The sequence below is a fragment of the Kineococcus lubricus genome, from assembly GCF_050871965.1.
Lineage (GTDB): Bacteria > Actinomycetota > Actinomycetes > Actinomycetales > Kineococcaceae > Kineococcus.
The window spans coordinates 173,857-200,785 of the sequence record NZ_JBJLSK010000005.1 but is presented as its reverse complement, the minus strand read 5'-3'; the positions used below and the strand labels follow the sequence as shown (position 1 = coordinate 200,785).

The 26,929-nt window shown below is 73.5% G+C and carries 22 protein-coding genes; 9 read left to right on the top strand and 13 right to left on the bottom strand.

Annotated elements, in window-relative coordinates:
* Nucleotides 1-67: 67 nt before the first annotated feature.
* The gene (locus ACRYRX_RS05745; RefSeq protein WP_432510868.1) at nucleotides 68-625 is read right to left on the bottom strand and encodes a TetR/AcrR family transcriptional regulator; all 558 of its coding nucleotides are present in this window, start codon (nucleotides 623-625) and stop codon (nucleotides 68-70) included.
* Nucleotides 626-668: 43 nt separating this feature from the next.
* Between ACRYRX_RS05745 and ACRYRX_RS05740 the strand changes: the two genes are divergently transcribed.
* Both ACRYRX_RS05740 and ACRYRX_RS05735 read left to right on the top strand, forming a co-directional pair.
* Nucleotides 669-1,049: a DUF1304 domain-containing protein gene (locus ACRYRX_RS05740; protein ID WP_432510867.1), complete on the top strand. Its 381-nt coding sequence runs from the start codon at nucleotides 669-671 to the stop codon at nucleotides 1,047-1,049.
* A 42-nt stretch (nucleotides 1,050-1,091) separates the two neighbouring features.
* Nucleotides 1,092-2,096 carry an NADP-dependent oxidoreductase gene (locus ACRYRX_RS05735; RefSeq protein ID WP_432510866.1) on the top strand — a complete coding sequence of 335 codons (1,005 nt, stop codon included), beginning with the start codon at nucleotides 1,092-1,094 and terminating at the stop codon, nucleotides 2,094-2,096.
* Here the strand turns inward: ACRYRX_RS05735 and ACRYRX_RS05730 are convergent, their stop codons facing one another.
* The 5 genes from ACRYRX_RS05730 to ACRYRX_RS05710 form a co-directional block, all read right to left on the bottom strand.
* Nucleotides 2,097-3,125 carry a glutathione S-transferase family protein gene (locus tag ACRYRX_RS05730; protein WP_432510865.1) on the bottom strand — a complete coding sequence of 343 codons (1,029 nt, stop codon included), beginning with the start codon at nucleotides 3,123-3,125 and terminating at the stop codon, nucleotides 2,097-2,099.
* A 137-nt stretch (nucleotides 3,126-3,262) separates the two neighbouring features.
* Nucleotides 3,263-3,439, bottom strand: coding sequence for a hypothetical protein (locus tag ACRYRX_RS05725; protein ID WP_432510864.1), 177 nt, complete (start codon nucleotides 3,437-3,439; stop codon nucleotides 3,263-3,265).
* A gap of 195 nt (nucleotides 3,440-3,634) precedes the next feature.
* Nucleotides 3,635-5,602: a cell wall-binding repeat-containing protein gene (locus tag ACRYRX_RS05720; protein WP_432510863.1), complete on the bottom strand. Its 1,968-nt coding sequence runs from the start codon at nucleotides 5,600-5,602 to the stop codon at nucleotides 3,635-3,637.
* Nucleotides 5,603-5,715: 113 nt separating this feature from the next.
* The gene (locus ACRYRX_RS05715) at nucleotides 5,716-8,262 is read right to left on the bottom strand and encodes a cell wall-binding repeat-containing protein (RefSeq protein ID WP_432510862.1); all 2,547 of its coding nucleotides are present in this window, start codon (nucleotides 8,260-8,262) and stop codon (nucleotides 5,716-5,718) included.
* A 92-nt stretch (nucleotides 8,263-8,354) separates the two neighbouring features.
* A complete protein-coding gene (locus ACRYRX_RS05710; protein WP_432510861.1) occupies nucleotides 8,355-9,533 on the bottom strand; it encodes a phytanoyl-CoA dioxygenase family protein in 1,179 nt (392 codons plus the stop codon).
* A gap of 112 nt (nucleotides 9,534-9,645) precedes the next feature.
* On the opposite strand from ACRYRX_RS05710, the gene ACRYRX_RS05705 reads away from it, so the two are divergent.
* Entirely contained in the window at nucleotides 9,646-10,695 is a 1,050-nt protein-coding gene (locus ACRYRX_RS05705; RefSeq protein ID WP_432510860.1) for a LacI family DNA-binding transcriptional regulator, read from the top strand.
* A 295-nt stretch (nucleotides 10,696-10,990) separates the two neighbouring features.
* Here the strand turns inward: ACRYRX_RS05705 and ACRYRX_RS05700 are convergent, their stop codons facing one another.
* Nucleotides 10,991-11,449, bottom strand: a complete 459-nt coding sequence (locus tag ACRYRX_RS05700; RefSeq protein ID WP_432510859.1) for a hypothetical protein — start codon at nucleotides 11,447-11,449, stop codon at nucleotides 10,991-10,993.
* A 176-nt stretch (nucleotides 11,450-11,625) separates the two neighbouring features.
* Nucleotides 11,626-11,751: a hypothetical protein gene (locus ACRYRX_RS05695; protein WP_432510858.1), complete on the bottom strand. Its 126-nt coding sequence runs from the start codon at nucleotides 11,749-11,751 to the stop codon at nucleotides 11,626-11,628.
* 184 nt (nucleotides 11,752-11,935) lie between these two features.
* Here ACRYRX_RS05695 and ACRYRX_RS05690 point away from each other — a divergent pair, with 184 nt between their 5' ends.
* The 4 genes from ACRYRX_RS05690 (at nucleotide 11,936) to ACRYRX_RS05675 (ending at nucleotide 17,440) form a co-directional block, all read left to right on the top strand.
* A complete protein-coding gene (locus tag ACRYRX_RS05690; protein WP_432510857.1) occupies nucleotides 11,936-14,068 on the top strand; it encodes an NHL repeat-containing protein in 2,133 nt (710 codons plus the stop codon).
* Nucleotides 14,065-15,648, top strand: a complete 1,584-nt coding sequence (locus ACRYRX_RS05685; RefSeq protein WP_432510856.1) for a GGDEF domain-containing protein — start codon at nucleotides 14,065-14,067, stop codon at nucleotides 15,646-15,648. The genes ACRYRX_RS05690 and ACRYRX_RS05685 overlap by 4 nt, the downstream gene beginning before the upstream one ends.
* A 308-nt stretch (nucleotides 15,649-15,956) precedes the next feature.
* A complete protein-coding gene (locus ACRYRX_RS05680; protein ID WP_432510855.1) occupies nucleotides 15,957-16,601 on the top strand; it encodes a type IV toxin-antitoxin system AbiEi family antitoxin domain-containing protein in 645 nt (214 codons plus the stop codon).
* Nucleotides 16,598-17,440 carry a nucleotidyl transferase AbiEii/AbiGii toxin family protein gene (locus tag ACRYRX_RS05675; protein WP_432510854.1) on the top strand — a complete coding sequence of 281 codons (843 nt, stop codon included), beginning with the start codon at nucleotides 16,598-16,600 and terminating at the stop codon, nucleotides 17,438-17,440. Before ACRYRX_RS05680 ends, ACRYRX_RS05675 begins: the two co-directional genes overlap by 4 nt.
* An 84-nt stretch (nucleotides 17,441-17,524) precedes the next feature.
* Here ACRYRX_RS05675 and ACRYRX_RS05670 read toward each other — a convergent pair whose 3' ends face one another.
* The 3 genes from ACRYRX_RS05670 to ACRYRX_RS05660 form a co-directional block, all read right to left on the bottom strand.
* A complete protein-coding gene (locus ACRYRX_RS05670; RefSeq protein WP_432510853.1) occupies nucleotides 17,525-18,832 on the bottom strand; it encodes a hypothetical protein in 1,308 nt (435 codons plus the stop codon).
* The gene (locus ACRYRX_RS05665; RefSeq protein ID WP_432510852.1) at nucleotides 18,829-19,836 is read right to left on the bottom strand and encodes a glycosyltransferase; all 1,008 of its coding nucleotides are present in this window, start codon (nucleotides 19,834-19,836) and stop codon (nucleotides 18,829-18,831) included. The genes ACRYRX_RS05670 and ACRYRX_RS05665 overlap by 4 nt, the downstream gene beginning before the upstream one ends.
* 276 nt (nucleotides 19,837-20,112) lie before the next feature.
* Complete coding sequence (locus ACRYRX_RS05660) at nucleotides 20,113-22,794, bottom strand: cell wall-binding repeat-containing protein (RefSeq protein ID WP_432510851.1); 2,682 nt, start codon at nucleotides 22,792-22,794, stop codon at nucleotides 20,113-20,115.
* A 582-nt stretch (nucleotides 22,795-23,376) separates the two neighbouring features.
* Between ACRYRX_RS05660 and ACRYRX_RS05655 the strand changes: the two genes are divergently transcribed.
* Both ACRYRX_RS05655 and ACRYRX_RS05650 read left to right on the top strand, forming a co-directional pair.
* Nucleotides 23,377-25,605 carry a putative bifunctional diguanylate cyclase/phosphodiesterase gene (locus ACRYRX_RS05655; RefSeq protein ID WP_432510850.1) on the top strand — a complete coding sequence of 743 codons (2,229 nt, stop codon included), beginning with the start codon at nucleotides 23,377-23,379 and terminating at the stop codon, nucleotides 25,603-25,605.
* 38 nt (nucleotides 25,606-25,643) lie between these two features.
* The gene (locus ACRYRX_RS05650) at nucleotides 25,644-25,832 is read left to right on the top strand and encodes a hypothetical protein (protein ID WP_432510849.1); all 189 of its coding nucleotides are present in this window, start codon (nucleotides 25,644-25,646) and stop codon (nucleotides 25,830-25,832) included.
* Here ACRYRX_RS05650 and ACRYRX_RS05645 read toward each other — a convergent pair whose 3' ends face one another.
* Nucleotides 25,833-26,375 (bottom strand): GNAT family N-acetyltransferase, encoded by a 543-nt coding sequence (locus ACRYRX_RS05645; RefSeq protein WP_432510848.1) that lies wholly within the window; start codon nucleotides 26,373-26,375, stop codon nucleotides 25,833-25,835.
* A gap of 69 nt (nucleotides 26,376-26,444) precedes the next feature.
* Nucleotides 26,445-26,858: a cold-shock protein gene (locus tag ACRYRX_RS05640; RefSeq protein ID WP_432510847.1), complete on the bottom strand. Its 414-nt coding sequence runs from the start codon at nucleotides 26,856-26,858 to the stop codon at nucleotides 26,445-26,447.
* Nucleotides 26,859-26,929 lie beyond the last annotated feature (71 nt).

Below are 26,929 nucleotides of genomic sequence, written 5' to 3'. Positions count from 1 at the left end.
CCTCACGGCGATCAAGGACACAGGTGTCCTTGATCGCCGAACGGCTGTCCTTGATCGCCGTGGTGGGTCAGAGGACGGCGAGGACGGCGTCCACGGTGGCCGCGGCCTGCTGCGCGTCGACGCGGGCGAGCACGAGCGCGCACACGACGGCGGCGGTGCACAGCGTCGCGGTGCCGTCGGGGTCGGGGGCGCCGTGGGCGAGGGCCCCGCGGCGCAGGGCGGCGTGCAGCTCCTCCCGGTAGGCGAGCACGGCCCGGGCGACGGCTTCGTCGCGCCCGACCGGTGCGGTGGCGGCGTTCAGCAGCAGGCAGCCGGGGTGCAGGGCGGCGCGGCCGGCGAGGAGGCCGTCGCGCAGGGTGCGCAGGTGGTCGACGAGCGCGGTGGCCGCGACGTCGGGGCCCTGGAGGGAGCGCAGGCGGGGACGGACGACCTCGGTGAGGTAGCTGTCGACGGCGGCGTCGAACAGGCCGCGCTTGCTGCCGAACGCGTGGTAGAGGCTGGAGCGGCGGACGCCGGTGGCGGCTTCGAGCTCGGGCACGGAGACGTCCTCGAAACCGCGGTCCCAGAACAGCGCGCGCGCCGCCCGCACGACGGTGTCGGTGTCGAAGGTCTGCACCCGGCCCATGCCGCCACTATAGTGGAACGGTCATCACAAAAAAGGAGATCCCGTGCTCGCCGCCGCCCTCGCCGTGACCGCCGTCGCGGCGCTCGTGCACGTCTACGTGTTCGTCCTGGAGTCGTTCCTGTGGACGAGCCCGCGCGCGGCCCGCGTCTTCGGCCTCGACGGGCCGACCGCCCGAACCACCGCTCCGCTGGCCTTCAACCAGGGTTTCTACAACCTGTTCCTCGCGCTCGAGATCGCCGCCGGGACCGTCGTCCTGGCCGCCGGGCACCGGGCGGTGGGCGCCACCCTCGTCCTGGTGGGCGCGTTCTCGATGATCGGGGCAGGGTTGGTGCTGGTGGCCTCCGACCGGTCCAAGACCCGGCCGGCGCTCGTCCAGGCCGTCCCGGCGCTGCTCGGGGCCGTCCTCTTCCTGATCGCCCTGTGACCGACCCCCGACCGAACCCGCCCGAACCCCGAGAGGAAACCCGTGACCACCAGCACCCAGGTCCAGCTCGTGTCCCGCCCCAGCGGGTGGCCGACCGCCGAGGACTTCCGCACGGTGACCGTCGACCTGCCCGACCTCGCCGACGGCGAGGTCCGCGTGGAGAACGAGTTCATCTCCGTCGACCCCTACATGCGGGGCCGCATGAACGACGCCAAGAGCTACACCCCGCCCTACGCGCTGGGCGAGACCATGACCGGCGGTGCCGTCGGGCGCGTCGTCGCCTCCCGCGCCGACGGCCTGCCCGAGGGGACGCTCGTCGTCCACGGCCTCGGCTGGCGGGACGTCGCGCAGGCCCCCGCCGAGCAGTTCCGGCCGGTCGCCGAGGTCCCCGGGCACCCGGACTCCGTGCACCTGGGCATCCTCGGCATGACCGGCCTCACCGCCTACGTGGGCCTCACCGAGATCGCGCACCTGCGCGAGGGTGAGACCGTCTTCGTCTCCGGCGCAGCCGGTGCCGTCGGCACCGCCGTCGGCCAGATCGCCCGCCTGCTGGGCGCCGGCCGCGTCGTGGGGTCGGCCGGTTCGGCCGGGAAGGTCGAGCTCCTGACGTCCCGCTACCGGTACGACGCCGCCGCGAACTACAAGGACGCCCCGATCCGGCGGCAGCTGCCGGCCCTCGTCCCCGACGGCGTCGACGTGTTCTTCGACAACGTCGGCGGCGACCACCTCGAAGCCGCGATCGACGTGTTCAACCCCCACGGCCGGGCCGCGCTGTGCGGGGCCATCTCCGGGTACAACGCCACCGAGCGCCCCGCCGGGCCGGACAACCTGTGGCACCTGGTGAGCAAGAAGCTGACGCTGCGCGGTTTCATCGTCGGCGACCACCCGCAGGTGGCCGCCGAGTTCCGCGAGCGGATGACCGGCTGGTTCGCCCAGGGCGAGGTCGTGTACGACGAGACCGTCGTCGACGGCATCGGGAACTCCGTCGACGCCTTCCTGGACATGATGCGCGGCGCGAACACCGGGAAGATGCTCGTCCGGATCTGATCAGGGACGCTGCGGGGCGTGCCCCGCGGGGACGACCTCGGCCGGCACCGGCGGCGGCGGGGGCGTCCCGTCCCCGAACGGCCGCCCGCCCAGGGCCTCCCGGCCGTGCGGTTCCCACCACCCCGACAGGTCCGGTCCCGCGGGCACCACGCCCGTGGGGTTGATGTCGCGGTGCACGACGTAGTAGTGCCGCTTGATGTGGTCGACGTCGACGGTGTCGCCGAAACCGGGCGTCTGGTACAGGTCGCGGAAGTACGCCGACAGCACCGGCATCTCCGACAGCTTCGACCGGTTGCACTTGAAGTGGCCGTGGTAGACGGGGTCGAAGCGGGCCAGCGTCGTGAACAGCCGCACGTCCGCCTCGGTGATGCTGTCCCCCACCAGGTAGCGGCGGGTCGCGAGCCGTTCCGACAGCGCGTCGAGCCGGGCGAACAACCGGTCGTGCGCCCGTTCGTAGTCGCGCTGGGTCCCGGCGAAACCGGCCCGGTACACGCCGTTGTTCACGTCCCGGAACACGTCGCGGTTCACGGCGTCGATCTCGTCGCGCAGGCGCTCGGGGTACAGCTCCGGGGCGCCGGGACGGTGGAACCGCGTCCACTCCAGCGACAGGTCCAGCGTCATCCGGTCGAAGTCGTTCGTCACGACCTGCCCGGTGGGGACGTCGACGATCGCGGGGACGGTGATGCCGCGGTCGTAGCCGGGGACGCGGGCGAAGAACGCCTCCTGCAGCCGCTCGATGCCCAGGACGGGGTCGCGGCCGCCGGGGTCGAGGTCGAACGTCCAGCTGCGCTCGTCGTGGGTGGGGCCGCACACGCCCATCGACAGCACCGGTTCCAGCCCCAGCAGGCGGCGCACCACGATCGCCCGGTTCGCCCACGGGCAGGCGCGCGAGACGACCAGCCGGTAACGGCCCGCCTCCACGGGGTACCCGTCGCGGCCGTCGGCGGTGATGCGGGTCTCCAGGTAGCGCTGGTCGCGCCGGAACTCCCCCGCCGGGTTCACGTACCCCGTGCTGCCGCCCTCGCCCACGTCCCCGCCTCCCGTCGACCGCCCTCGGCAGCACTCAAGCAGGGGTCGGCGGGTCGTGCACCCCGTCCCGCACGACGTCGTGCGGAGCAGGGGCCGCCCCCGCCCCGCGCGGGCGGGACGGGGGCGGCCGGACCGGCTCAGCCGGCCGAGAGGGCGTCCTCCGCCTCGGCGGTGGCGTCGTCCTCCAGCAGTTCCACTGCGGCGTGGGCCCGGTTGAAGAAGTCGACCGACACGACGACGGCCGCTTCCTGCCCCTCCCGGGTCACCACGAGCGGTTTGCGCACGATTCCGTCCAGGACGGTCCGCAGGTCCACGGAGGTCACCTCCGCGTGCGGGTAGATCGCGGTGGCGGGATCTTCCCGGGCGTCCCGCCTGAACTCCTCTGCCCGTTCACGTGCCTGCCGGTCCGGGTGCCGAGGTGCCTGCTCCTGGACCGAGGTCGCTTCGATCTCCATCGTTCCACGGTAGTCGCCCCCGCCGGGGCGCGACCACCGCTCGGCCCGTGGAGCTCAGGGACGCCAGACGTCGATCGCCCCGGCCGTCCCCAGCGGCGCGTCCGTCGCGGTCACGCGCAGCAGCGCCCCCGGCGCGAGGGCGGCGGCGAAGGCCTCCGGGGACGCCGCGACGCCGTTGACGGTGACCGCGCAGCCCCAGCCCATCGCCCACTCCAGGGCGGCGCCGGTGTCGGGGTCGCGGCCGTGGAAGACCGCCGTCGGGGCGCCCGCGGTGGGCAGCGTCCCGCTGTCGTAGTGGGCGTAGAAGGTGGGCCGGACCCCGTTCCACAGCTGCACCCGGTGCACGCCCCCGGCGGTGCCGCTGAGCACGCGGTCGCGCACCGTGAGCTGGGCGCGGAACTGCTCCGGCGTGGCCCGGACCCCGTCGACCTCCACGACGTCGGCGGCCGTCGGCAGCGGGTGGTCGTGCTCGGGCAGGTGCAGCCCCGCCGCCCCCCGGTAGGACGAGGACGACACTGACGTCACAGTGACGTCAGCCTCGCGGTTGGTCAGGGCGAAGCGGTCGCCGTCCACCCGCAGGGTGTCGTAGTCGTCGAGGTCGGCCAGGAAGGCGGCGGCGGGCACGGCCGCGCCGTCGACGCCGAAGGTGGCCCCCGCGGGCAGGGCCGCGTCGGTGAAGGAGCGCAGCACCACGTCGGTGTGCGGCTCGACGAGGGCGAACCCGCCCGCGGACCGCTGCACCGTGCCGTCCGTCCAGTCCTCGGGGCGGGTCGTCAGCAGCGTCCACGTCGTCGTCCCCTCCTTCGGCAGGTAGCCCTCGACGACGATCCGGCTGCCGACGTGCGCGGCGGCGAGGAGCTGCGCGCGGGTCACGACGGTGTCGTCGACCGCGTACGTGTCCCCGGCGCGCAGGTCCGCGGTGGCACCCCCGATGTGGAGGGTCCCGGCCGCCCGGTCGACGGCCGTGACCGCGCTCGGTGCGACGGGGCCGCCGTGGGCCAGCTCGCGCGCCTGCACCGCCAGGGCCTGCGGGACGCTGCGGACGTCGCCGAACACGGTGCCGCGGGTCATGCCGATCCCGCTGGTCAGGTACTCGGTGGTCCCCGCGCCGAGGCTGTCACCGGCCGTCAGCAGGATCGGCGCGCGCCGCAGCCCCGCCCACACGCCCGCGCCGAGGGCGTCGACGGTGTAGCCGTTGGCGATGGCGACCTGGCCGCGCCACTCGTACAGGACGCCGGGGGCGTAGGCGCGGGCCAGGAGCGCGGCGGTCTCGGTGCGGTCCGCGCCGCCGATGGTCTGGACCTGCGCGCCGGGGACGAGGTCGGCGACCTCCTCCTTCACGTCCTGGGTGATGCCCCGGCCCAGGAACACGACGTACCGGGGCCGGCCCTCGTCGAGGGCGTCCGCGACGACGTCGGGCAGCCGGTCGGCGGCGGTCAGCAGGATCGGCCTGCCGTTGAACGCGGCGGGCCCGGCGGCGAGGGCGTCGGCGGCGACCGCTCCGGCGGGGACGTCCCCGCGGGCGATGAACACGGTCTCGGGGGCGGTCTCGCCGAACCCGTAGACCTGCGCGGCGGTGTCGTACCGGTCCTCCCCGGCGACGATGCCGGCGATCCCGATCCCGGCCGCCTCCAGCTGGTCCAGGGCGGCGTCGCCGACGGAGTTCTCGTCACCCAGGACGATCACGTCCCGCACCCCGAGGCGGCGCAGCGCGTCGAGGGTCGCGGCGGGGACGGCGTCGCGTTCGGTGAGCAGGATCGGCGCCTGCTCCAGCCCGGCGAGGTAGGCGCCGGACAGGGCGTCGATGTTGCGCCAGCCGTTGGCGAGCAGCGCCGTGCCCGTCCCGGCGGGGAAGGCGTCGAGGGCGGTGCGGGCGGCGGTGTCGAAGCGGTCGACGCCGCCGATGCGGCGGTCGGGGGCGTCCGGCTGGAAACCGGTGCTGGCCCCCGCGGTGGGGACGGGGACGGCCAGGGCGATCGCGGACAGGATCGAGACGGCCGTCAGGGCGCGCAGGCGGGGCATCGGGTGGCTTTCCGTGGGCGGTGGCGACGTCACACCGGAGGGCGGGAACTCCTGCCAGTGTAGATCGCCACCGCCGGGGCGCGGGGGTTTGCGCGGAAACCCCCGCGGGCGGTTCAGTCCTGCGCGATCGCCTTGCCGAACGTCGCGTACGCCTTCGCCGGGACCGACGGTTCCCCGCCGAACACGACCCCCGTGGCGAGGGGTTTGGCGGCGTTCAGCGCCCCGAGCGCGGACTGCGCGGAGTTCCCCAGGTCCGGCCCGGACGTCAGCAGCAGCGGACCCCCGAGCAGGCCGACGGCGGCGGACCCGACGAGCGCGTCGGGCCAGTTGTCGCCGGTGGCGACACCCACGACCTTCGTGGCGACGGGCCCGCCGGTGAACTCGCGGGCGACGAGGGCGGCGGTGTCGAACCGGTCGACGCCGACGATCGCGCGGGCGGCGCTGCCGCCGGCGGCGGGCAGGGACGCGGCGGCCGCGGCGGCGGCCCCGCCGACGGGGACGACGCGCGTGGCGCCGGAGTCCTCGGCCTGCAGGTGGTTCTTCGTCGCGGCGGGCAGGACGTCCCCGTCGGTCAGCAGGACGGTCCCGCCGGTGCGGGCGGCGAGCGCGGACACCGCGAGCCCGTCGGGGAAGTTCACCCCGCTGGCGAGGTAGATCGGCGCGGTCGCGGTGCCGGGGACCTGCGCGGCGACCTCCTCGGCGATCTTCGCCGCGGTCTCGTAGCGGTCGTCGCCCGCGAGGCGCTTCACCGTGTAGTTCGGCGAGAGGGCGGTCAGAGCGGTCTCGGCCGCGGCGGACACGGTGCCGCTGCCGCCGAGGACGTAGATGGTGCCGCCGGGGGCCAGGACGCGGGTGATCTCGGTGCCGACGGCCGCGGTGAGCTTGTCGGACTCGGTGAGCAGCAGCGGCGCGGACGTCGCCGACGCCAGCCGGGCCCCGGCGAGGGCGTCGGCGTACTTGTAGGCGGCCGACACCACGACCGCACCGGCCGAACCGGTCGTCGGGAACGACGCCTTGGAGGAGTTCACGGCCGTCTCGAGGCGGTCCTTGCCGGACAGGCGGCTCAGCGGGACGTCGAGGACGGGTTTCCTCAGCGTCGGGTAGGGCGTGACGGCGGCGCTGGCGGCCGACGCCGCGCCGGTCCCGAAGGAGTTCTTCGCGGCGAGGGTGAACGTGTGCTTCGCGCCGTTGGTCAGGCCGGTGACGATCTGGGTGGTGGTCTGGGCGGCGGTGAACTCCACGGGGGTCTGCGCGACGCCGTCCTTGAACGGGGTGAGGACGTACCCGGTGACGTCGGCGGTCGTCCCGGTGGAGGTGGCCGCCTTCCAGGTGACGACGGCCTTCCCGTCGCCGGCGACGGCGGTGGGTGCGGCGGGCGCGGCGGGCAGCGTCCCGACGGTCAGGGTGACGACCTGGTCGAAGTGGCCCTTGCTGTTGGAGGCGCGGACGGTGAACGTCGTGGCGCCCGCCTTCGTGGGGGTGCCGGACAGGACGCCGGTGGCGGCGCCGATGGTCAGCCCCTCCGGCCCCTTGGCGTCCACGAAGGACCACTGGGGCGTCGGGACGCCGGTGGCGGTGAAGGAGAACGAGAAGGGTTTGCCGACGGCGGCGGTGGTGGGCGGCACCGAGGTGATGCGCGGGGCGTCCTTGGGGACGGTGGACTCGTGGGGCGCGACCCGGGTGGCGTCGGCCAGCCAGAGGTTCCCCCCGAGGGTGGTGGCGACGGCGGCGACGGGGCCGAGAGGGACGTCCGGGCTGACCGCACCCAGGGTGACGGTCGCGACGGCGCCGCCGGTCATCTTCTTCAGCCCGCCCCCGGTGGGGTCGGCGACGTACACGGCGCCGGACAGGTCGGTCGCCAGGGCGGTCGGGGAACCGGTGGCGCCGGTGCTGCCGACGACGCTCAGGAGCCCGGACGCCGGGTCGACCTTGTCGACGGTCCGGTTCCCGGCGTCGGCGACGAGGACGTTCCCGACGGCGTCGACGGTCACCGCGGAGGGCGCCTTGAGCGCGGAGGCGGTGGCCGGGCCCGGGGTCGCGGCGGCGGCGTTCCCGTTGCCGGCGAAGACGCTGAGGGCGCCCGCGGGGGTGAGCTTCTCGACCTGGTTGTTGCCGGTGTCGGCGATGTAGAGGTTGCCGGCCGCGTCGGCGGCCAGGCCGGTGGGGTCGTTGAGCCGGGAGTCCGCACCGGCGGCGTTGCTGGGGGCCCCGGGCAGGCCGACCTTGCCGGCGACGACGGTGAGGGTGCCGTTCGTGGCGGTGGCGTCGACCTTGGCGACGACGTCGTTGCCGGGGTCGGCGATGTAGAGGGTCTTGCCGTCGGGCGACAGGGCCAACCCGGTGGGCGTGGCCAGCTTGCCGTCCGCGGGGACGCCCGGGGCGGACTCGGCGCCGGCGACGACGACGGGGCTCGCGCCGGGTGCGAGGCGCTTGACGACGTTCTTGCCGGTCTCGGCGACGTAGACGACGCCGCTGCCGTCGACGACGACCGCGCCGGCGTGGTCCACGGCGGTGGCGGTCCCGGGCACGAGTTGGAAGTCGGGGGCCGTGGCGTGCGCGGCGGCCGCGCCCGCGACGACGCCCACGGGCAGGGACATCGCGAGCAGCCAGGAGGCGGTGCGGCGGAGCCGGCGCGCGGGCTGGGTCGTGGCAGCGGTCACGCGGTGTCCATCGGCGTCCCGGCCGCGGACATGAAGCCCGCGCCGCCGCACCCCGTGGTGCCGAGTGGGGTGCGGCGGCGCGGTCGAGGGGGTCAGTGGGTCCGGTGCCGCTCGGCCTGCGCCCGCAGCTCGGCGACGGCGCGCTCGGTGTCCCAGCCCTCGCGCAGGGCCCGGCGCAGCAGCTCGGACTGGCTCTCGGGGTTGATGGAGCCGACGGGCTGGTCGCGGTCGAGGTTCGTCGGGTACGGGTACCCCTCGCTGACGGCGGTGACGACGTTGTCGAGCTGCCGGGCGGGGAAACCGCCGCGGCTCAGCTCCAGCAGCGTCGGGTACACCGCGGTGGACGTCCGGGTGGTGTCGACCGCTTCGAGGCAGCGCCCGAACGCGGAGGAGATCTGCAGCAGGTTCGCCATCCGGCGGACGTCGGCCGTGCGGTTGGTGCCGGCGCCGTGCATGAGGGCGGGGTTGAAGAACACGGCGTCGCCCTTGCTCAGCGCCTGCTGGACGTGGTGCGCGGCGAAGTGCTCCTGGAACTCGGGCAGGGAGAACGCGAGGTACCCGGGCAGGTACTTGTGCGAGTGCGGCAGGTACAGCGTCGGCCCGGTCTCGACGGGCATGTCGCAGTGCGCGACGGCGCCCTGGAGGGTCAGCACGGGCGAGAGCCGGTGGACGTGCGCGGGGAACGCCGCCGCGGTCTCCAGCGGCATGAACCCCAGGTGGTAGTCGCGGTGCGGGACCTGCGCCTGACCGCCGGGGTTGACGATGTTCAGCGACGCGTTCACCTGGTAGTTCCGGCCCAGCCACGCCTCCGCGGCCAGCGCCACGTAGTCGTTGGAGAAGTACTCGGCGAACAGGTGCGGGTCGCTGACGGCGAGCTTCTCCAGCGCGTTCCACACCCGGTCGTTCGCGCCCGGTTTGGCGAAGTGGTCGCCGGTGACGACGCCCGCGGCCTTCTCCTGCGCCAGCAGGGCGAAGAACGCCTCGGTGGTGCGGTCGACGAGGTCGGCGGGGAACGCCTGCTTGAACACGACGATCCCGGGGCCGTCCGACAGCGCCCGCGCGATCTCGGACTGCACGTCGCGGCGGCCGGCCTCGTCGTCCAGGTACGGCAGCAGCCGGTCGGAGTAGATGAGGACGCCCTCGTCGACGGCGTCGGCGTAGGGGTAGTCGGCCAGGTCGGTGCCCGAGGCGAGCAGGGCTTTGAACTCGTCGAGGTCGCAGTCGTCCTGGCTGAGGAAGACGGGGTCGGGGCGGTGGGTCACGGCGGTCATGGCGGCGGTCCTCTCCGGGGGGTGATCGGCTCTGATCGTGGTTCGACGGTAGGAGCCGGGCTGAGGGCCCGGCAAGGTGGTGAACACCTCAAGAACCCCTCAAGATGAGGTCGTGGCCCACCCTCACCGCGTCCGCGACATCGCCGTCCAGGCCGGGCTCAGCCCCGCCACCGTCGACCGCGTCCTCAACGACCGGCCCGGCGTGCGGGCCAGCACCGTCGCCCAGGTGCACCGGGCGGTCGCCGAGCTGGACCGGCAGCAGACCCAGCTCAGCGTGGACGGGCGCACGTTCATCGTCGACGTCGTCGTCGACGCCCCCCGCCGGTTCTCCGACGCCGTCCGCGCCGCCCTGGAGGCCGAGCTGCCGGCGCTGCGGCCTGCGGTGGTGCGGTCGCGGTTCACCCTCACCGAGGCGGCCCCGGCCGCCGAGATCGTCCAGCACCTCGCCCGGGTGGTGTCCCGCGGCTCGCACGGCGTCGTGCTGAAGGCCCCCGACACCCCCGAGGTCAACGACGCCGTCGCGCGGGTCCAGCGCGCCGGCATCCCCGTGGTCACCCTCGTCACCGACCTGCCCGCCTCGGCCCGCCTGGCCTACGTCGGCATCGACAACCGCGCCGCCGGGGCCACGGCGGCCTACCTCGTCGACCACTGGCTCACCCCGGGCGACGGCGCCGCCGTGCTGGTGATCCGCGGCGACTCCGCGTTCCGCGGCGAGGACGAGCGCGAGATGGGTTTCCGCGGCACCCTGCGCGACGGCGCGCGGGAGGGTTCACCCGCCCGCCCGATCGTCGAGCTCGTCCACCGCAGCGGCGACGACGACACCCTGCGGCGCTCGGTCGAGGCGGCCCTCGACCGGCACCCCGGCATCGCCGCCGTCTACTCGATGTACGCGTTCGGGGGCAACGCCGCCGTCCTGGACGCGTTCGCGTCCCGCGACCGCACCTGCTCGGCGTTCGTCACCCACGACCTGGACGCCGAGCACCGCGAGATGCTGCTCGCGGGCCGCATCTCCGCCGTCCTGCACCACGACCTGCACGAGGACCTGCGGCGCTGCTGCCAGCTCGTCATGCAGGCGCGGGGTGCGCTGCCGGGGCAGCCGGTGACGGTGTCCTCGGCGATCCAGGTGGTGACCCCGCACAACGTGCCGCCGATCCGGCCGTGAGGGTGAACCGTCTTGCCGTGAAGCCGTTCACCGTCGTGGAGGTCTCGTGCTCCGGCGGCTCGTCCACGCTCGCGGCGGCGTCCACCACCAAGCGCGTGAGGTCGGGAAGTCGTTCGCCCTCGACCTGTTCGCCCGCGACGTGGCCGACCACCTCGAGTACGACCCGGACGCTCTGCGCTCCGACTCCTGGGAGACGGCGTTCCGGGGCGCTCTCGGTCTGCGCCGCGGTACCCGGCGGACCCAGGGCGCCGAGCGGGTTCGGCCGGGCCGAGCGGAGCGGGGGTTCTGGACGCGCTCAGGTGCGGAAGTCGATGGTGGCCCGGCCGCCGTTGCCCTCGAGGTAGCGGCGGGCGCGGTCGTACTGCCGCGGGCTCAGCAACGGCTGCAACGACCCCGCGTCGTCCTCGACGCTGAAGCCCGCCAGGAAGCGCACGTAGGCGATGTCGATCGGGGACCCCTGCGGCAGGACCCCGTTGTCGCGGTCGGCGGCGACCTGGGCGGCGAGCGCCGAGGCCGCGACCTCCTCCAGCGAGGCCCCGTCGGCCAGTTCGAGCCCCGGGCCCAGCACCACCCCGAGGAAGGAACGGTCGCTGACGGTCAGGGACGCCAGGACGCGCGCCTGACGGGCTCGGGCCTCGCGGGCCAGCGCCGTGCCCGAGGCGTTCACCGTCTGCGTGGCCACCAGCCCGTTGAGGTCGCGGGCGGAGGAGGACAGGCCCAGCTCACCGGTGGTGGCGGATGAGGGGACGTTCATCGCGTGGGGTGCTCCTCAGGGTCCAGCTCCGTGGCCGTGCGCAGACCAGTCCTCCTTCGGCACCTCACGGTGCGTGCTTGAGGCCGCCGGGGACTGAGCCGTCCGCATCCGGGACGCGGGGACACCGTCACCGTGGGTGGCGCGGGCGGCGGAACCCCGGTGCCGCCGACCTCGCGCTACCTCCCGGCGACGTCGCCGTAGGGGGTGCCCGTCGGGGCCGCCTGCGCCACCGCGGTCCCGGAGACGGCGAGGGCGGCGGCGACGAGGAGGACGGTCGCCAGTCGGCGCAGGGGGTTCGGCACGGCCCGTCGATCGGCTCCCGGTGCCGGGTCGTGCGGTGGGGTTGGGCCGAACGGGTGGTGCGGGGGCCGGGTTCACCCGGACGGCGGTCGACAGGCTCAAGGTCGGGGGTCCCGCCGGGCGCGGTCCACCCGCCGTTCGGGCGACGATGTTGAAGGCGCAACCGGTGGCCGTCGATGGACCACCGTGATCCTCAGCAGGGGCGGTCGGCGGGCTGCGCGCCGCACCGCGGCGGTCCTGCTGCTGCTCACCGCGGCCGCGACGGCCGTGGCGCCGGCCCGGGCCGCGACCCCCGTCGCCTACGCCGCGACCGTCCTCGCGGGAGCGGGCACGGGGACCCCCGTCACGACCCCGGCCAACGCGACGGTCGTGGACGGGTCGCTGTACTGGGTCGACTCGAACCGGCGGGCGGTGTGGCACCGGACGCCGGACGGCGCGACGTCCGTGCTCGCGGGCATCCCGGGGGTCTCCGGTCGCCCGGTCCCCGGGCCGGCGACCTCCTCCCCCTTCGTCCAGCCGACCGACGTGGCCGTGGACGGTCCCACCGCGTACGTGGCCGACGGCGGCGGCTACCTCCTCGCGGTTCGGGACGGGAACCTCGGCGTCGTCGCGGGCACCGGCAACTCGGCGCCCGTGCAGGGGGCCCCGGCGACGGGTTCGGGGATCGGGTCCCCGTACGGCCTGGGCGTGGACCCCGACCACACCGTCTGGCTGGCCTCGGCGACCGCGCTGACGCACGTCCGCGCCGACGGCACCCTCGACGTGTTCACCTCCCCCGCGGTCCAGGAACTGCGCGATGTCGCCGTCGGGCCCGACGGGACGGTCTGGGTGGCCGACTACCGCGCCGGCGACGTCAAGGTCCTCGACCGGTCCACGGGGACGCTGACCCGGGTTCCGGGGCTGAGCGGCTCCGGTGGCCTGACCGGGTTCCCGACGAGCATCGCCGTGACGACGACCGGCGACGTGCTGGTGAACTTCGCCTACGGCAGCGGCCTGGTCCGCTGGCGCGCGGGCACTGTCGACGTCCTGACCCTCACCACGGGCACCGGCACCGCCGACGCCGCCACGTTCCCGGCGACCAACGTCTCCACCGGGTCCGGCGGGCTGATCCACGTCGTCGGCGGGGGTTCCACCCCGCGCATCGCCGCCATCGCCGAGGGTTCCGCGGCGCGGTGCGTCCCCGGGACGGTCGCCGAGGCGACCGAAGGTGTCGCCTACCGGTACCGCTTCGGGACCTCCGGGTGGCCCGAACCCGCGGTGACGCCCGCCGCCGGGGCGGTGCTGCCCGCCGGGCTGTCGCTGTCCACCGACGGCGTCCTCAGCGGGACGCCCACCGCCGCAGGCGATTCCACGTTCGACCTCGCCGTGGCGAACCGGTACGCCACCGACACGTGCACGGTCTCGTTCCGGGTGCTCGCCGCGCCGGCGCCGCCCGCGCCCACGGCCACTGCGACCGCCACCGCCGAACCCACCGCGACCGCCACCCCGACCGTCACCGCGGAGCCGACCACCACGGCCACGGCCGAACCGACCACCGCGCCGAGCGTCACCGTGGAACCCACCGCCCCGACCGTCGTCCCGGAGCCGACGGCCACACGGATCGCGGCCCGGCCCACCCCCACGAGGACCGTCCCCACGGCGAGCACCGCGGCCCCGGTCCCCGCACCGACCACCCCGACGACCACCCCGACGACCACCCCGACGAGAACCCCGGTCGCCTCGCCGAACGCTCCGTCCAGCGGACCCGAACCGTCGGCCGAACCCACCCCGCCCTCCGCCACCGAACCCGGCCGCACCTCGGCCGCCTCGCCACCCGCGAGTTCCGCCCCGACCGCGAGCGCCGCCCCGGTGCGGCCGGCTCCCCCGACCACGAGCACCCCGGCCGCGGTGATCCCCGGGTCCCGCCCCGCCCGGGGAACTCCCCCGCCGACCGCCGCCGCACCGGCGACCACCGCCCCGACCGCCCCGCCGACGACCGCCCCGTCGAGCCCGGCGACCTCGGCCGTCGCGGCGCCGACCCGCCGCGCACCCACCCAGCCGCCGTCCACGGTGCGCCGGGACGCCGGCCCCGGCACCACCGCCGCCGTCGTCACCGCCGTCGTCACCGCCGTCGTCGACGTCGCCGTGGACGGGGCGCAGCACCTGGCGCTCGCGCTCGTGGCGCAACGCCAGGTGTCGGTCAGCGCGCTCCTGCTGGTGGTGGGTTTCCTGCTCGTGCAGGACCGCCTCGACCGCGGCGACCCGAAGCTCGCCGCGGCACCGCTCGTCCCGCTGCCCGACCTGCCCTACCCACCCGCGAACGACGAGGAACACCGATGAGCAGGTCCTCCGGCGGTGGGCCGGCGCCCTTGGTGAGCTTCTCCGAGCGCGTGCGGTGGGTGCTGGTCGCCCGGTTGCTGGTCGTCGCCCTGCCGGTGGGGGCGTTCTGGTTGCTGCCGGGTGAGCGCACGGCGGCGTGGTCGGACCTCGTGCCGCCGGCGCTGGCGACCGCGTTCGTCGCGGTCGGCACGTCGTGGCGGCGGCTACCGCGCCGGCTCGCCATCACGGTGATGGGGTTCGGGCTGCTCGTGGACGGGGTGTACCTGGGCTGGGCGATGCACTGCCTGCACGGGCTGACGGGGCCGGTCCCGCGGATCGTCGTGGTGTACGTGCTGGCGATCACGTTGCTGGCGTCGTTCCGCACCGGGGTGAAGGTGACGGCGTGGCACTCCCTGGTGCTGGTCGTGGTGTTCCAGTTCGAGCAGGTCGGGTTGCTGCCGTCCCCCTCGACGGCCGGGTCGAGCCACCTGCGCTGGCACCTGCTGTCGCTGTGGGTCCTCGTCCTCACCGTGGCCTGCCTCGCGGCGGCCAACGAGCGGGAACTGCGCCGCCGCCGCTACGACAGCGACCTGCTGCGCCGCTTCGCCCTGGACGCCGGCCGCAGCACGCGGGCGGCGGAGGTCGCCGCGCTGCTGGCCGAGCTGGGCCGGGACGAACTGCTCGCCCGCCGCGCCGCGGTGCTGCTCGTCGAGGAACCCGCCGCGGGGGCCGGGGTGCGGGCGACGTGCGTGGTCGCGGACGGGACGGGTCTGCGGGAGGTGCGGTGGTCCGGGACGCCGCGGGCCGATGGTGCGCTGGCGCGGGCGCTGGCCGACGGCGGGCCGGTGCTGCGGTCCGGGGCCGACGAGCCGGGCCTGGCCGACGTGCTGCCGGGTGCGGGCCGGGTGGCGGTGCTCGGCGCGACCGTGGCGGGTTCCCCGACCGTGGTGCTGGTGCTGGAGGAACCGGGGTCCGGCCGGTGGGGACGTCCCGCGGGCGTGTCCCGCCGGCTGCTCGCCACGGCCGAGCACGCGGCGGCGCAGACGGCCACGACCGTCGCGCGGGTGGGCCTGGTGGAGCGGTTGCGCACGGCCGCGGTGACCGACGGGCTCACCGGCGTCGGCAACCGCCGCGCCCTGGACGAGGCGCTGGAGGCCGCCGTGGGCGACGCCCGCCGGACGGGTTCGCCGCTGTCGGTGCTGCTGCTGGACCTCGACCACTTCAAGGCCCTCAACGACACCCACGGGCACGAGGCCGGCGACGACGCCCTGCGCGCCGTCGGTTCGCTGCTGCGCACCGGGCTGCCCGCCGGGGCGTTCGCCGCCCGCTACGGCGGGGAGGAGTTCTGCGTGGTGCTGCCCGGGGACGCCGACGGCGCGGTCGTGGCCGAGGAGCTGCGGGGACGGGTCGAGGCGCTGGACCTCCTCGCGCCCGTCACGGTCAGCGTGGGGGTGTCCACGCTGCCCGCCCACGGCGTGAGCGCGCGGGACCTGCTGCACGCGGCGGACACCGCGCTGTACGACGCGAAGCGCGGCGGGCGGAACCGGGTGCGGGTCGGACCTGTGGCGGGGGACGGGCGGCCCGCGCAGGTGACGAGGTGAGCGCGCGCCGGACGCGCCCTCACTGTGTCTCAGGCTGTCTCAGTGAGTCTCACTGAGACACAGTGAGGGCGGCGGTGGTGACGCCTGAGCACAGGCAGGACGCGGTGCGTCAGGACCAGCTCCAGTGCCTCGTGAACCGCACAGGTCCCGACTGAGCCAAGCCGTGAGGCCGACGCCAGAGACGGCGGGCCAAGTCGGACACCCGTGGCGCAAACGTACCATTTTCAGTACGCTCATGCCCCATTACTTATATCGTCCGTGGCACGTGGATCAACGGCGGAGCAGGCGCGTGGGGAGGAGGAACTGCGATGAGCTACCGGGAAACTCTGCGCTGGCACGCCTTCGACACGCACGGCGTCGTCACCACCGCCGAGGCCGACCGCCTCGGCGTCCCCGCCGTGGAACTGCGCAAGCTCGCCCATCGCGGCGCCCTGGAACGCCTCGGCTACGGCGTCTACCGGATGACCGAGGCACCGCCCACGCCGCTCAGCGAGTACGCCGAAGCCGTCGCCCTCGTCGGCCCGCACGCCGTGATCGCCGACGACGCCGTCCTCGCCCTGCACGGCCTCGCCCTGGTCAACCCCCGCCGCATCACCGTCGCCACCCCCGATCGGACCCGCGCCACCCTGCCCCCCACCGTGCGCGTCGTCCGCCGCCACCTGGCGCCCAGCGACATCACGGACGTCGACGGCGTCCCCACCATGACCATCCCCGCCGCCGTTCGCGCCTGCCGCGGCCACGTCATGACGGACCGTCTGCAACAGGGCGTCCACGACGCCCGCGAGCGCCGCCTCATCGACGCGGCGACCGCCGAGCGGCTGCTGACCGAACTGAGCACCGAGGCGGAGGCCGCCCCCACCCCCGTCCGCGCGAGGGCCCGCAACCGTTCCACGACGACCCCTCCCACCGATCCTCGACCCACCCACCACCCCAGCACTGAGGACGCCCCGTGAACACCCGCCAGCCCCCTGCCGATCCCGGCAGCCTCTCCGTCCTGCAACGACGCATCACCACCGCCGCGCGAACCCGCGCCCAGACCACCAGCCGCCTGCAGGTCACCGTCGCCCAGGTCGTCGTCGCCCAGCTCCTGCCCGGCGGAGCCGTCAAGGGCGGGGCCGGGCTGAAACTCCGCCTCGGTGATGCCTTCACGCGCGACAGTCGTGACCTGGACACCGCCGTCCGCGAGGACGTCGACACCTTCGTCGCCGACCTCACCGACCGCCTGCGCACGGGGTGGGGCGGCTTCACCGGCGAGGTCAGTGCCGGGGTGCCACCGGCCCCGGCCGGTGTCCCCGCCGGGTACGTCATGCGGCCCTTCACCATCAAGCTGCGCTACCACGGCAAGCCCTTCCTGAGCCTGCCCCTGGAGATCGGCTACGACGAGCTCGACGCCCTCGGCGGTTCCCTCGAGGACCACCTCGCTGAGGACGTGACCACCTTGTTCTCCGAGCTCGGGCTCCCCGCACCGCAGCCGGTCCGCCTCCTGCCCACGGCGCTGCAGATCGCGCAGAAGATCCACGCCTGCACCGCTCCCGGCAGCCAGCGCGCCCACGATCTCGTCGACCTGCAACTGCTCGCACCCGGCACCGACGACACCGACGTCGCTGTCGCCGTGCGCCGGTTGTTCGCCTTCCGCCGCGCCCACCCCCTGCCCGCGACCCTCACCCCCGGGCCCGACTGGGACAGCCGCTACACCGACGCCGCCACCGGACTCGACGTCCACCCCGCGCTGGAGGAGGCCGTGGCGTGGGCCGACGAGTACCTGCGGCGACTCGCTCGCCAGCCGACCTGAGCAGCACGCGCAGCGCGGCAACTCGAGGGTGCAACGTCCTGCAGCGCATCGCGGGGCCGTGGAGGCGGACGATGAACGCGGCCCTCAGGGCTTGGCGGAACTCAGCCGCGCCTCGCCGGCGTCCGCCTCGACCCGCGTCCGAGAGCGCTTCGCAGCCACCACGCCCGCGAGCAGCAGCACCCCCACCGCCGCCGGCAGGCTCCGGTAGACGAAGAACGCGTGGATCTGGGAGTGGTTGCTCAGCACGCAGTACCAGGCCGGGACGACCAGCGCCGGCAGCCCGACCGCCGCGAACCCCAGCAGCCCCGCGCTCCCGTGCCGCCGCACGGCCACGACGAGCAACCCGACCAGCAGGACCGCCGCGGCGACGACCACCGGGACCGCCGTCACGGAGTGCCCGGTCCAGTAGTCCCAGTTCGCCACCAGCCCGGCGCCGAAGGTCTTCGAGACGTCGCCGCCGTCGAGGCGGAACTGGCTGACCTCCTGCACGCGGGAGAACACCGACAGGCCCTGCCCGAGCGCCCCGATGACCCAGCGGGACACCCAGGTGAACCCGAACGCCAGCGGCCAGGCGGCGCCGACGGCCAGGACCGTCCGCCACGTCTCGCGCCAGTCGCGCAGCTGGGCGTGGACGACGGCCCCGGCGACCGACGCGCACAGCGCCCAGCTCATCGGCGGCACCGTGAGCAGGTCCGTGTAGCAGAACAGGGCCGCGGAGAACCCGGCCGCGAGGACGGCGGCGCGCCAGCCGCGGGTGGCGGCCACCGCGGTCAGCGCCACACCGGCCGCGACCGTCGCGAGCGCGATGCCGTGGGTGAACGCGCGGTCCGGCATGGCGAGGGCGTTCGTCGTCGCGGCGACCGGCAGGAACAGCGCGAACGCGGCGGTGGTGCCGAGACGCCGGGCCACGGCCAGGAACGCGGCGAGCACCGCCGCCGCGAACAGGCCGGTCACGACGAGCCGCAGGCCGGAGACGTCGGTGAGCGCGAGCACCGGCCGGGTCAGGACGGAGTACCCGCTCCAGTACCGGAAGTACGTGGCGGGCGTCTGGAACTCCTCCCCCGCCGCGAGCCGCGCGATCTCCCCCTTGCCGTCGTCGCAGGAGGACAAGCGGGGGCCGCCCGTCGTGAGGTCCCACAGGCTGCGGGGGTCGTCCGGTGTCGTCACCCCGTAGCCCAGTTCGGCGCACTCGGTGAACCGGTCGGCGGTGCCGCCGACCCCGTCGGGGCCGTAGGGGTCGCCGTAGTCGCCGGTCTCGACGGCCCGGGCCAGGTTCGCGATGATCGGCTGGTTCGGCACCGCCTGCGCGGCCATGAGCAGCGCGAAGAACACGACCTGGAGGGCGACGAGCCCGGCGAGGGCCTTGGCCGCGAAGCGGACGACGCCGCTCACCGCTGCGCCGCCGCGTCACGCCGCACGTCGACCGGGCGCTCGTCGGCGCGGACCCCGTCGAGCAGGGAGTGCGGGCTGGCGTACTCCAGGTACACCAGCCGGGAGGCTTCGTCGGAGGCGTGCCGGATCGCTTCGAGGATGACCCCGACGGCCGTCACCAGGACCGCGATCATCATCAGCGCCGAGGCGAGGATCGCCGTCGGGAAGCGCGGGACCAGCCCGGTCTGCACGAACTCCACGACGACCGGGACACCCAGGACGACCGCCACCAGGGCGATGAGCGCCCCGAGGATCGAGTGGACCAGCGTGGGCCGCTCGTACCGGGCGAGCCGCACGATCCAGCGCAGGATCGCCCACCCGTCGCGGTAGGTGCGCAGCTTGCTGGCCGACCCCTCCCCCCGGTCGCGGTACTCGGTGAGGACCTCCGCCTGCGGCACCCGCAGGTTGATCGCGTGGACCGTCAGCTCCGTCTCCACCTCGAACCCCCGCGAGATCGCCGGGAACGACTTCACGAACCGCCGCGACATGACCCGGTACCCCGAGAGCATGTCGGTGACCGGCTCCCCGAACACCGTCGCCACCACCCGCGTCAGGGCCTTGTTGCCGGCCACGTGCCCGGGCCGGTACGCGGCGTGCGTGCTGGCCCGCCGAGCCCCCACGACGTGGTCCAGCCCCTCCGCGATGAGCTTCTGCACCAGGTCACCGGCCGCGGACGCCTCGTACGTGTTGTCCCCGTCCAGCAGGACGTAGATGTCGGCCTCCACGTCCGCGAAGGCCCGCCGGATGACATTGCCCTTCCCCGGCCGCGGCTCCTGCCGCACCAGCGCCCCGTGCTCACGCGCGACGGCGGCGGTGTCGTCGGTGGAGCGGTTGTCGTAGACGTAGACCGTGATGCCGGGGACGGCGGCCTTGAGGTCGTCGATGACGTGACCGACCGCTGCGGCCTCGTTCAAGCAGGGCAGGATCGCGGCGATGCGGGCGGGGTCGGTGAGCGGCCGATACATGAGAACGAGAGTAGAGGCGAGGTGGTCAGGAAAGCGGAAGCGGCAGCTTGTCAGGTGTCAGTGGCTCGTCTTGCCGGGGCGGCGACTTCGGCCGGCGGGCGGTCCCAGCAGGGCGAAGGCGCGAGTGTTGAACTACCTGCTCATAAATTGTTGCCTGATGACGGCGACAGAGTCGAACACTTCGGCAAAGGACTGGATTAATCAGTCACGATGCATCTACCCAATGAGAACGAAAGTGCCCCAGCCCTAGGGGCTGGGGCACTTTCGTTCAGTGGCTCAGAGGTTGAAGGCTCCCTGGGCCGACGCCTGTCCGTCGGTGTCGACGACGCCAGTCGGATCGATGCTAGCGCCGGTGCCGACAGCCACACCAACGGTCAAGGTGACCGTACGGCCATCTGCGCCGAGGACAGCAGCGGTCGGGGCCACGGCGCTGACACCGGTTGCCGACACGTAGTCGTAATTGGCCAGGTTCTCGGCGGATGCCTCGATAACCGCCTCGTTGAAGGTGACAGTGAAGGTCGTGTCACCAGCCTCAACATCAGTGGCAATGATCTCGGGTCCGTTGTTCTCAAGGTTGGCGTCACCGGCAGGGGTGAGCGCGGAACCTTCAGCGTCAGCCACACCGCTGATGGCATTGACGACCAAGGGCGCGTAGGCCGGCGTACCAGCGACATCAGCGGTAAGCGTCACCGTCAGGACATCACGAGCAGCGTTCAACGCGAAGGTGCTGTTGATGCCGTTCTCAACGATGGGACCGCTACCGTTGGTGAGCTGGATGGCGGCACCCGAAGTCACAGCAACCGGCTCGGAGAGGTAGAAGTTCCAAACATCTCCGCTGGTCGCCCCAGCGGCGCCCACGTTGACGTCCACGACAGCGCCATTCGCCAGGATGGCCGGAGCTGCGTTGACCGGCGGGACAACGACGCTTGCCACAGTGGCGGCAGAGGAGACGACACCCGAGGTAGCACCCGTCGCAGTAACCGAGTAGGTGTAGCCAGCGTCATCAGCCACGTCTTCGTCGGTGTACGAAGTCGTGGTGAGTCCAGTGGCGATAACCGTGGGGCTGCCACCAGTCGCCGTACGAGAGACAGAGTAGGTCACGTCCCCCTGCGCCGACGCAGTCCACGTCAGACCGACGTTGTACTCGTCGTTTGCAGCTTCAGAGACATCAGCCGCGAGGTTGGTCGGGGCCGGGACCGCGTCGGTGGTGATGTTGAACGTGGAGACATCCCCAGGGGTGTTTCGGTAGTTGATCGTCGCAGCGTCACCAGCGCTCAGAAGCGCCTCGAACGCCGCCAGACTGATGGAGGTACCGCCACGCCGGAAGGTGTCCTGAGCGTCGTAGTAGTACGTGTTGCTGCCCAGCACGAGGTAGTCCGCAGTCGTGTCGAACGAGGAGATAGCGGTAGTGGTCACCGTCGAATTGTCGGCAGCCTCAGCCGGGACGTAGGTGGTCGCGCCTCCCACGCCGAAGGCTTCGGTGGGCTGGCCCTCCGTAAGGTCCAGCGTGTTGTTGTCGTTGGCGTCATCGAACACAACAGGGATCACCGCATCAGCGGTCACTGCATCGATGGCGAAGGAAACCGTGCCATTGGTGACAGCAACGTCGTTGACCGCCGCATCACCAGCACTAGCACCAGCAGCAACGTTGCCAGCGCCATTGAGGAGCTCGATCGAGACGCCGCCCCCATCAGCGATCGGCGTTCCCGTGGCGAACGAGACAGTGTCACCCGAGGTGGTCACGTCCTCAGCAGGCAGAAGAGCGATGTCAACCGTCGTGGAAGTAATGCCAGAGACGGTGAACGTCCGTCGCCCAGTGTTGTCGAGGGCGCTGCTGCTCAGGGCGCTGACAGTTGCCTCAGCGGGCGCAACAGTGAAGGTCTGGTTGCTCTCGGGAGCATCGCCGCCACCCGCAGTCTTAGCCGCGGTGAGGAACGCCGCCGGAACGCTGTTCTGGTCGCCGAAGACGGTGGCCGAGGTCAGGGTCGCCTTCTTGGCGTCCAGGTACCCGGTGGTGCCGGTACCGATGGCGTTGGTGCCGAGGGTCAGCAGGATCGGGGTGCCCTTGATGGCGGCCCACGGACCGGCGGACAGAGCGTCGACCTTCTCGCCGTTGGCGATGGCGGCGCTGGTGTCGTTGTAGATGGGGTCGCCGTAGGCAGACTCCGCCAGCTCACGAGCGGTCAGCGAGCGGTCGTCGCCGGCGATGGTCTCGACGGTGACGCCAGTGATCCCACGCAGTTCGTTCTTCACGGCGTCGGTGATGCCGTTGCCGAGAACGACGACCTTGGTGACGCCACCGGAGGTGATCGCGGCCTTGGTCTCCGCCGGCAGGTTGCCGGCGTTGGTCAGCAGGATCGGGGTGCCCTTGTAGGCGATCGGGCCGGCGGCCAGAGCGTCCGGAGAGACCTGACCGGTGAGGTAGTCACCGCGGGCGAGGAACACCGTCTTCGCCTTGGTGGTGGCGGTGTTGTAGATGTCCGCCGCGGTGTCGAAGCGGTTGTCACCGGCGAGCTCGGTCAGGGTGAGGCCGGCGTTAGTCAGCTGCTGGCGAGCGGCATCGCTAACGGAGACGTCGTCACCGACGACGACGGCGCGGGTGGCACCCAGGCGATCGATCTCGGCGAGCGTCGAAGCGGGAACATCACCCGTCCGCGTCAGAAGGATCGGCGCACCACCGGTCTGCTGACCGGCGACGTAGCCGGCGGCCTGAGCGTCGATGACGCGGTCACCGTTGGCGATCACGACGGTCTGAGCGGAAGTGAAGGTCGCCGCGGAGATCTTCGCCGCGGTCTCGAAGCGGTCAGCGCCGGCGACGAGAGAAGTGGGAGCGGAAGGGTCAAAGCCAGGTGCAGCCTGGGCCGGGACCGCGGCAAGGCCGAGGCCGGTCAGACCAACAAGAGCCGCGACGCCGGCCCCGATACCACGCCGGCGCAACCGGGAGGTTGCTGCGGTCACGATTGCCTCCAAGGCAGTGTGAAGTGATGTTCCCCCCCGTGAGGGGCCGGCCCGATTTCGGACCTGCGCCACCCGCCTCTCCGCTACTCAGCGGAGTGACCCGGTGACAGATCTGAACGTACACGAGAGTCACACCAGCAACACGGGGAGTAACGAGGGATCTTGGACCACTACGGCGTGTCGGGTAGCGCGCACCGTCAGTGACCTGCGGTTTTGCGTCCCGCAACCTAAGGTTACAGTTTGGTAACGGGCAGCCTCACCCGTCCCCACGGCCCCAGGTACCCCATCCGGAGTAGTCACAAGGGGTGGAGTCACCACCCACGCACGGACCAGCGGCCCGGTGACTCGTGTGGGTGAGCCCGCTCGGGCCACCCCCCACTGACTCGTCCGGGTCGTCGTCGCGGTCTGTGACGGCTGCGATCACGCCACGGATCCCCCCGACCGCCCGATCCCCGGCATCCGCCGAGACCGTGGGACGGGCGAGCACGGTGTGACCGGTGAGGCGACCAGTCACACCGAGCGAGCAGCACGTCACGCGCTCAGCCCATCCAGCCCCCACCACCCCCCGCCGATCCCTCACCCATGACCTCCCCCCGGCACACCTGGCGCGCGGCCCTCACGGCCTGCGTGCTCGCCGTGTCCGTGCCGGTCCTGCTCACCGCGATCGCGCACTGGCCGCAGGCGCAGCACCTCAAGGTCGCCGTCGGGCTCCTCTGGCTCGCGACCAGCGCCGCCATCCCCGCCCTCACCCGCGGCGGCACCCGCCCCGGAGTCGTGAAGTACACGGTCGCGGCGACCGTGTGGGGCACCGGCACCGTCCTCGCCGGGACGTTCCCGGCGCTCATGGTCGGCCCCGTGCAGTTCGCCCACCTCGCGCACGCCCTGTCGCTGTCGGGCCTGGCGGTCATCGCCGTGCAGCAGCTGCGCAACACCCGCGTCGCCGGGGACGACCAGCCCCTGCTCGTCGAGGCGGCGCTGTTCGGGACCGTCATGGCCGCCACCGCGTGGGACGGGTTCGCCCGCGCCGGCTACACCGGGGACGCCTGGTGGAACGCCAGCACCTCCCTCGTGATCGCGGCGGGGGCCCTCGTGGGGGCGTCGACGATCGTGCTGGCCGTGGAGCACCCGCGCCTGCGGCTGCCCAGCATCGGCCTGGCCGTCGGCGCCTTCGGCACGCAGGTCAGCGCGATCACGTCCGGGCACCAGCCGGTGTCCAGCGCGGCCGCCATCGTGCTCGCGGTGGCCGGGGGGTACGTGCTGCTCGCGTTCCAGCCGCGCGGCGAGATCGTCCGTCACGGGGGCGCCGCCGCGGCGCAGGCGGTCCGCCGGCTGCGGATCGCCGTCGTCCTGCCCGCGGCGCTGCTGCTCGCCGACGTCGTCCTGTTCATCGTGTCCCCGCGCGCCGACGGGGTGATGTTCGTCTTCTTCGGCGCCGTCGTCGTCGCCGCGGGCCTGCGGCAGGCCGCGACCGCGCGCGCCATCGACCGCACCCGCGACACCCTCACCTTCCAGGCCATGCACGACCCGCTGACGGGCCTGCAGAACCGCACCGCGCTGATGAGCGCGCTCACCGAACCCGACCGCACGCAGTCGCTGGTCATCCTGGAGATCGGCGGGCTCGACGACGTCACCGACGTCCTGGGCGTCTCGGCCGGTGAGGACGTCCTGCGGGTGGCGGCGGCGAACCTGCGCGACGTCGTCACCGCTCTGGGCGGCACCGCGTACCGGGTGCGGCACGACGAGTTCGCGGTCCTGCTGCCCGGCTCCCCCGACCGGACCGTCCGGCACCTGTCCCACGCGTTCGACGCGATCGGTTCCGCACCGGCCCAGGTCCACGGCGTCGGGCAGTTCCCCGTGCACGCCGTCGCGGGCGTCGCGCAGGTCGCCCCGGGCGCCCGCGGGGCCGGGGACGCGACGCTGCCGCTGGTGCACGCCGACCTGGCGCTGCGCGACGCCCGCAACCGGCCCGCCGGGCCCGCGTACTCGGTGTACTCCGGCGAGGTCGCCGCCCAGCACGCCCGCCGACTCCTCGTCCGCGAGCGCCTCGCGCTGGCCATCGCCGACGGCGGCGTCGACGTGCACTTCCAGCCGATCGTGGACTTCGCCACCGGCCGGGTCGTGAAGTTCGAGGCGCTGGCGCGCTGGGACGACCGGGAACTGGGGCGGGTGTCGCCGGCGGAGTTCGTGGCCGTCGCGGAGGAGTCGAACCTCGTCGTGGCCCTCGGGGAGCACGTCCTGCGGCGCGCGGTGGGGTCCGCGCACGACGCGGGGGTGTTCGCGGCGGGCGTGAAGCTGGCGGTGAACGTGTCCGTGGTGCAGCTGCAGTCGCCCGGTTTCGCGGGCGTCGTGCGGGAGATCCTGTCGACGTACGCGATCCCGGCCCACCTGCTGACGCTGGAGCTGACCGAGTCGGTGTTCCTGGACTCCGACTCCCCCGCCGAGCGGGTCGTCACCGACCTGGCCGGGCTGGGCTGCCAGATCGCGATCGACGACTTCGGCACCGGGTACTCCGCGTTCGGGTACCTGGACCGGCTGCCCGTGCACGTCCTGAAGATCGACCGGTCGCTGACGCAGTCGCTGACCGGTGAGGGCAACGGCCGGTCCGTCGTGCGGGCCGTGGTGGACCTCGCGAACCGGCTCGGGCTGACGGTCGTCGTGGAAGGGGTGGAGACCCACGAGGAGGCCGAGATCTGCCGGTCGATGCAGGCCGAACTGGGTCAGGGCTGGCTGTACTCGGCGGCGATCACCGCCGACCGCATCGCCGACGAGCTGGGGCGGGAGTACCCGGTGGCGCCGGAGGCGGTGCGCTGACGCCCGCCCGCGCGCAGCGGGACGGTCACACTGAGGACGTGGAGAGCACCCGGGGCGAGGACGGTCCGCGGACGTGGGTACCGGCCGAGCAGGCGATCGGCGCCCTGGCCCACCTCGGCCTCCCGGCCGACTTCGCGGAGCAGCTGCGCGCCACGATCGACGAGCACGTCGTCACCGAGGCCGAAGACCCCTTCGCCCGGTGGGAGGAACAGCACCACGGGGACTGATCACCACACGTCCCCCGCCCGCCACTCGCACACCAGGTCCGCGTCCAGGTCCAGCGTCCCGGCGGGGTCGAACACCCGCACCCCGCCGTCCTCGTCGGGGGTCCGGCGCACCCCGGCGGGGGTGAGCACCGACAGCGGCCCGCGCCACACCGGCCACCCGCGCACCGCGTAGAGGGCGGCGCCGTCGTCGGAGGCGCCGAGGAAACCGACGCCGTGCCCGGCGGCGACGACCCGTTCCAGCTCGGCCATGACCAGCCCGCCGAGGCCGCGGCGGCGGTGGGTGGCGGCGACGGCGACGTTCTCGACGTACCCGACGGGCAGCGGCCGGCCGGCGAGGAGGAACTGCCGCCGCACCACCGACCCGTGCGCCACGAGCCGGTCGCCGTCGTGGACGAGGGCGTGCCAGCCGCCGAGGCCGTGCTCGAAGTCGTCGTCGTCGAAGTCGTCCGGGAAGGCGGCGTCGAGCAGCGCGCGCACCGCGGCCAGGTCGGCGGCGGCGAGGTCGGCGGTGTGGCAGGCGGTCAGGGCGGGCGGCGCGGTCACGCCGTCATGGTGGGCCGGACCGGGGCCGGGGCACCTCCGCTTTTCGGGGCGCCCCGGCCACCACCGCGCTCAGCGGCGCGTGTCCTCCGCGACGAACCCGCGGTCCAGGCCGTAGTCGGACAGGTAGTCGCGGACGGTGCGGATCTGGGAGGACCCGATGCCGTCGACGCTGAGCAGGATCTCGGTGACCTCGCGGCGGAACTCGCGCAGCGACACCGGGCGGTTCGACGACGACTGCGCCGGGCGGCGCTCGGCGGCGGGAGCGCCGCCGGAACGGCGGGACTCGACCTTCACGTTCGACGCCTTCGGGCCGCGCTCGCCCTCGGTGAGGGTGAACTCGACGGTCGCGCCGTCGAAGTCGCCCTCCTCGCCGCCGACGACGACGTCCTTGAAGTGGAAGAAGACGTCGTCGGACGCCTCGGGGCTCCGGATGAACCCGAAACCGCGTTCCTCGTCGTACGAACGGACCTTGCCCTTGGCCACTGCACCCACCACTTCCAGCTGATCGAGAACGAGCGACCCCCATCCTCCCCCACTCCGGGGACGGCGGCGCC

Excerpts from the sequence above, each read along its gene's own strand:
- ACRYRX_RS05710 (WP_432510861.1), bottom strand. The coding sequence starts at position 9,533 with ATGACCGCCGTGACCCACCGCCCCGACCCCGTCTTCCTCAGCCAGGAC.
- ACRYRX_RS05700 (WP_432510859.1), bottom strand. The coding sequence starts at position 11,449 with ATGAACGTCCCCTCATCCGCCACCACCGGTGAGCTGGGCCTGTCCTCC.
- ACRYRX_RS05655 (WP_432510850.1), top strand. The coding sequence starts at position 23,377 with ATGACCTCCCCCCGGCACACCTGGCGCGCGGCCCTCACGGCCTGCGTG.
- ACRYRX_RS05665 (WP_432510852.1), bottom strand. The coding sequence starts at position 19,836 with ATGTATCGGCCGCTCACCGACCCCGCCCGCATCGCCGCGATCCTGCCC.
- ACRYRX_RS05680 (WP_432510855.1), top strand. The coding sequence starts at position 15,957 with ATGAGCTACCGGGAAACTCTGCGCTGGCACGCCTTCGACACGCACGGC.
- ACRYRX_RS05685 (WP_432510856.1), top strand. The coding sequence starts at position 14,065 with ATGAGCAGGTCCTCCGGCGGTGGGCCGGCGCCCTTGGTGAGCTTCTCC.
- ACRYRX_RS05720 (WP_432510863.1), bottom strand. The coding sequence starts at position 5,602 with ATGCCCCGCCTGCGCGCCCTGACGGCCGTCTCGATCCTGTCCGCGATC.
- ACRYRX_RS05745 (WP_432510868.1), bottom strand. The coding sequence starts at position 625 with ATGGGCCGGGTGCAGACCTTCGACACCGACACCGTCGTGCGGGCGGCG.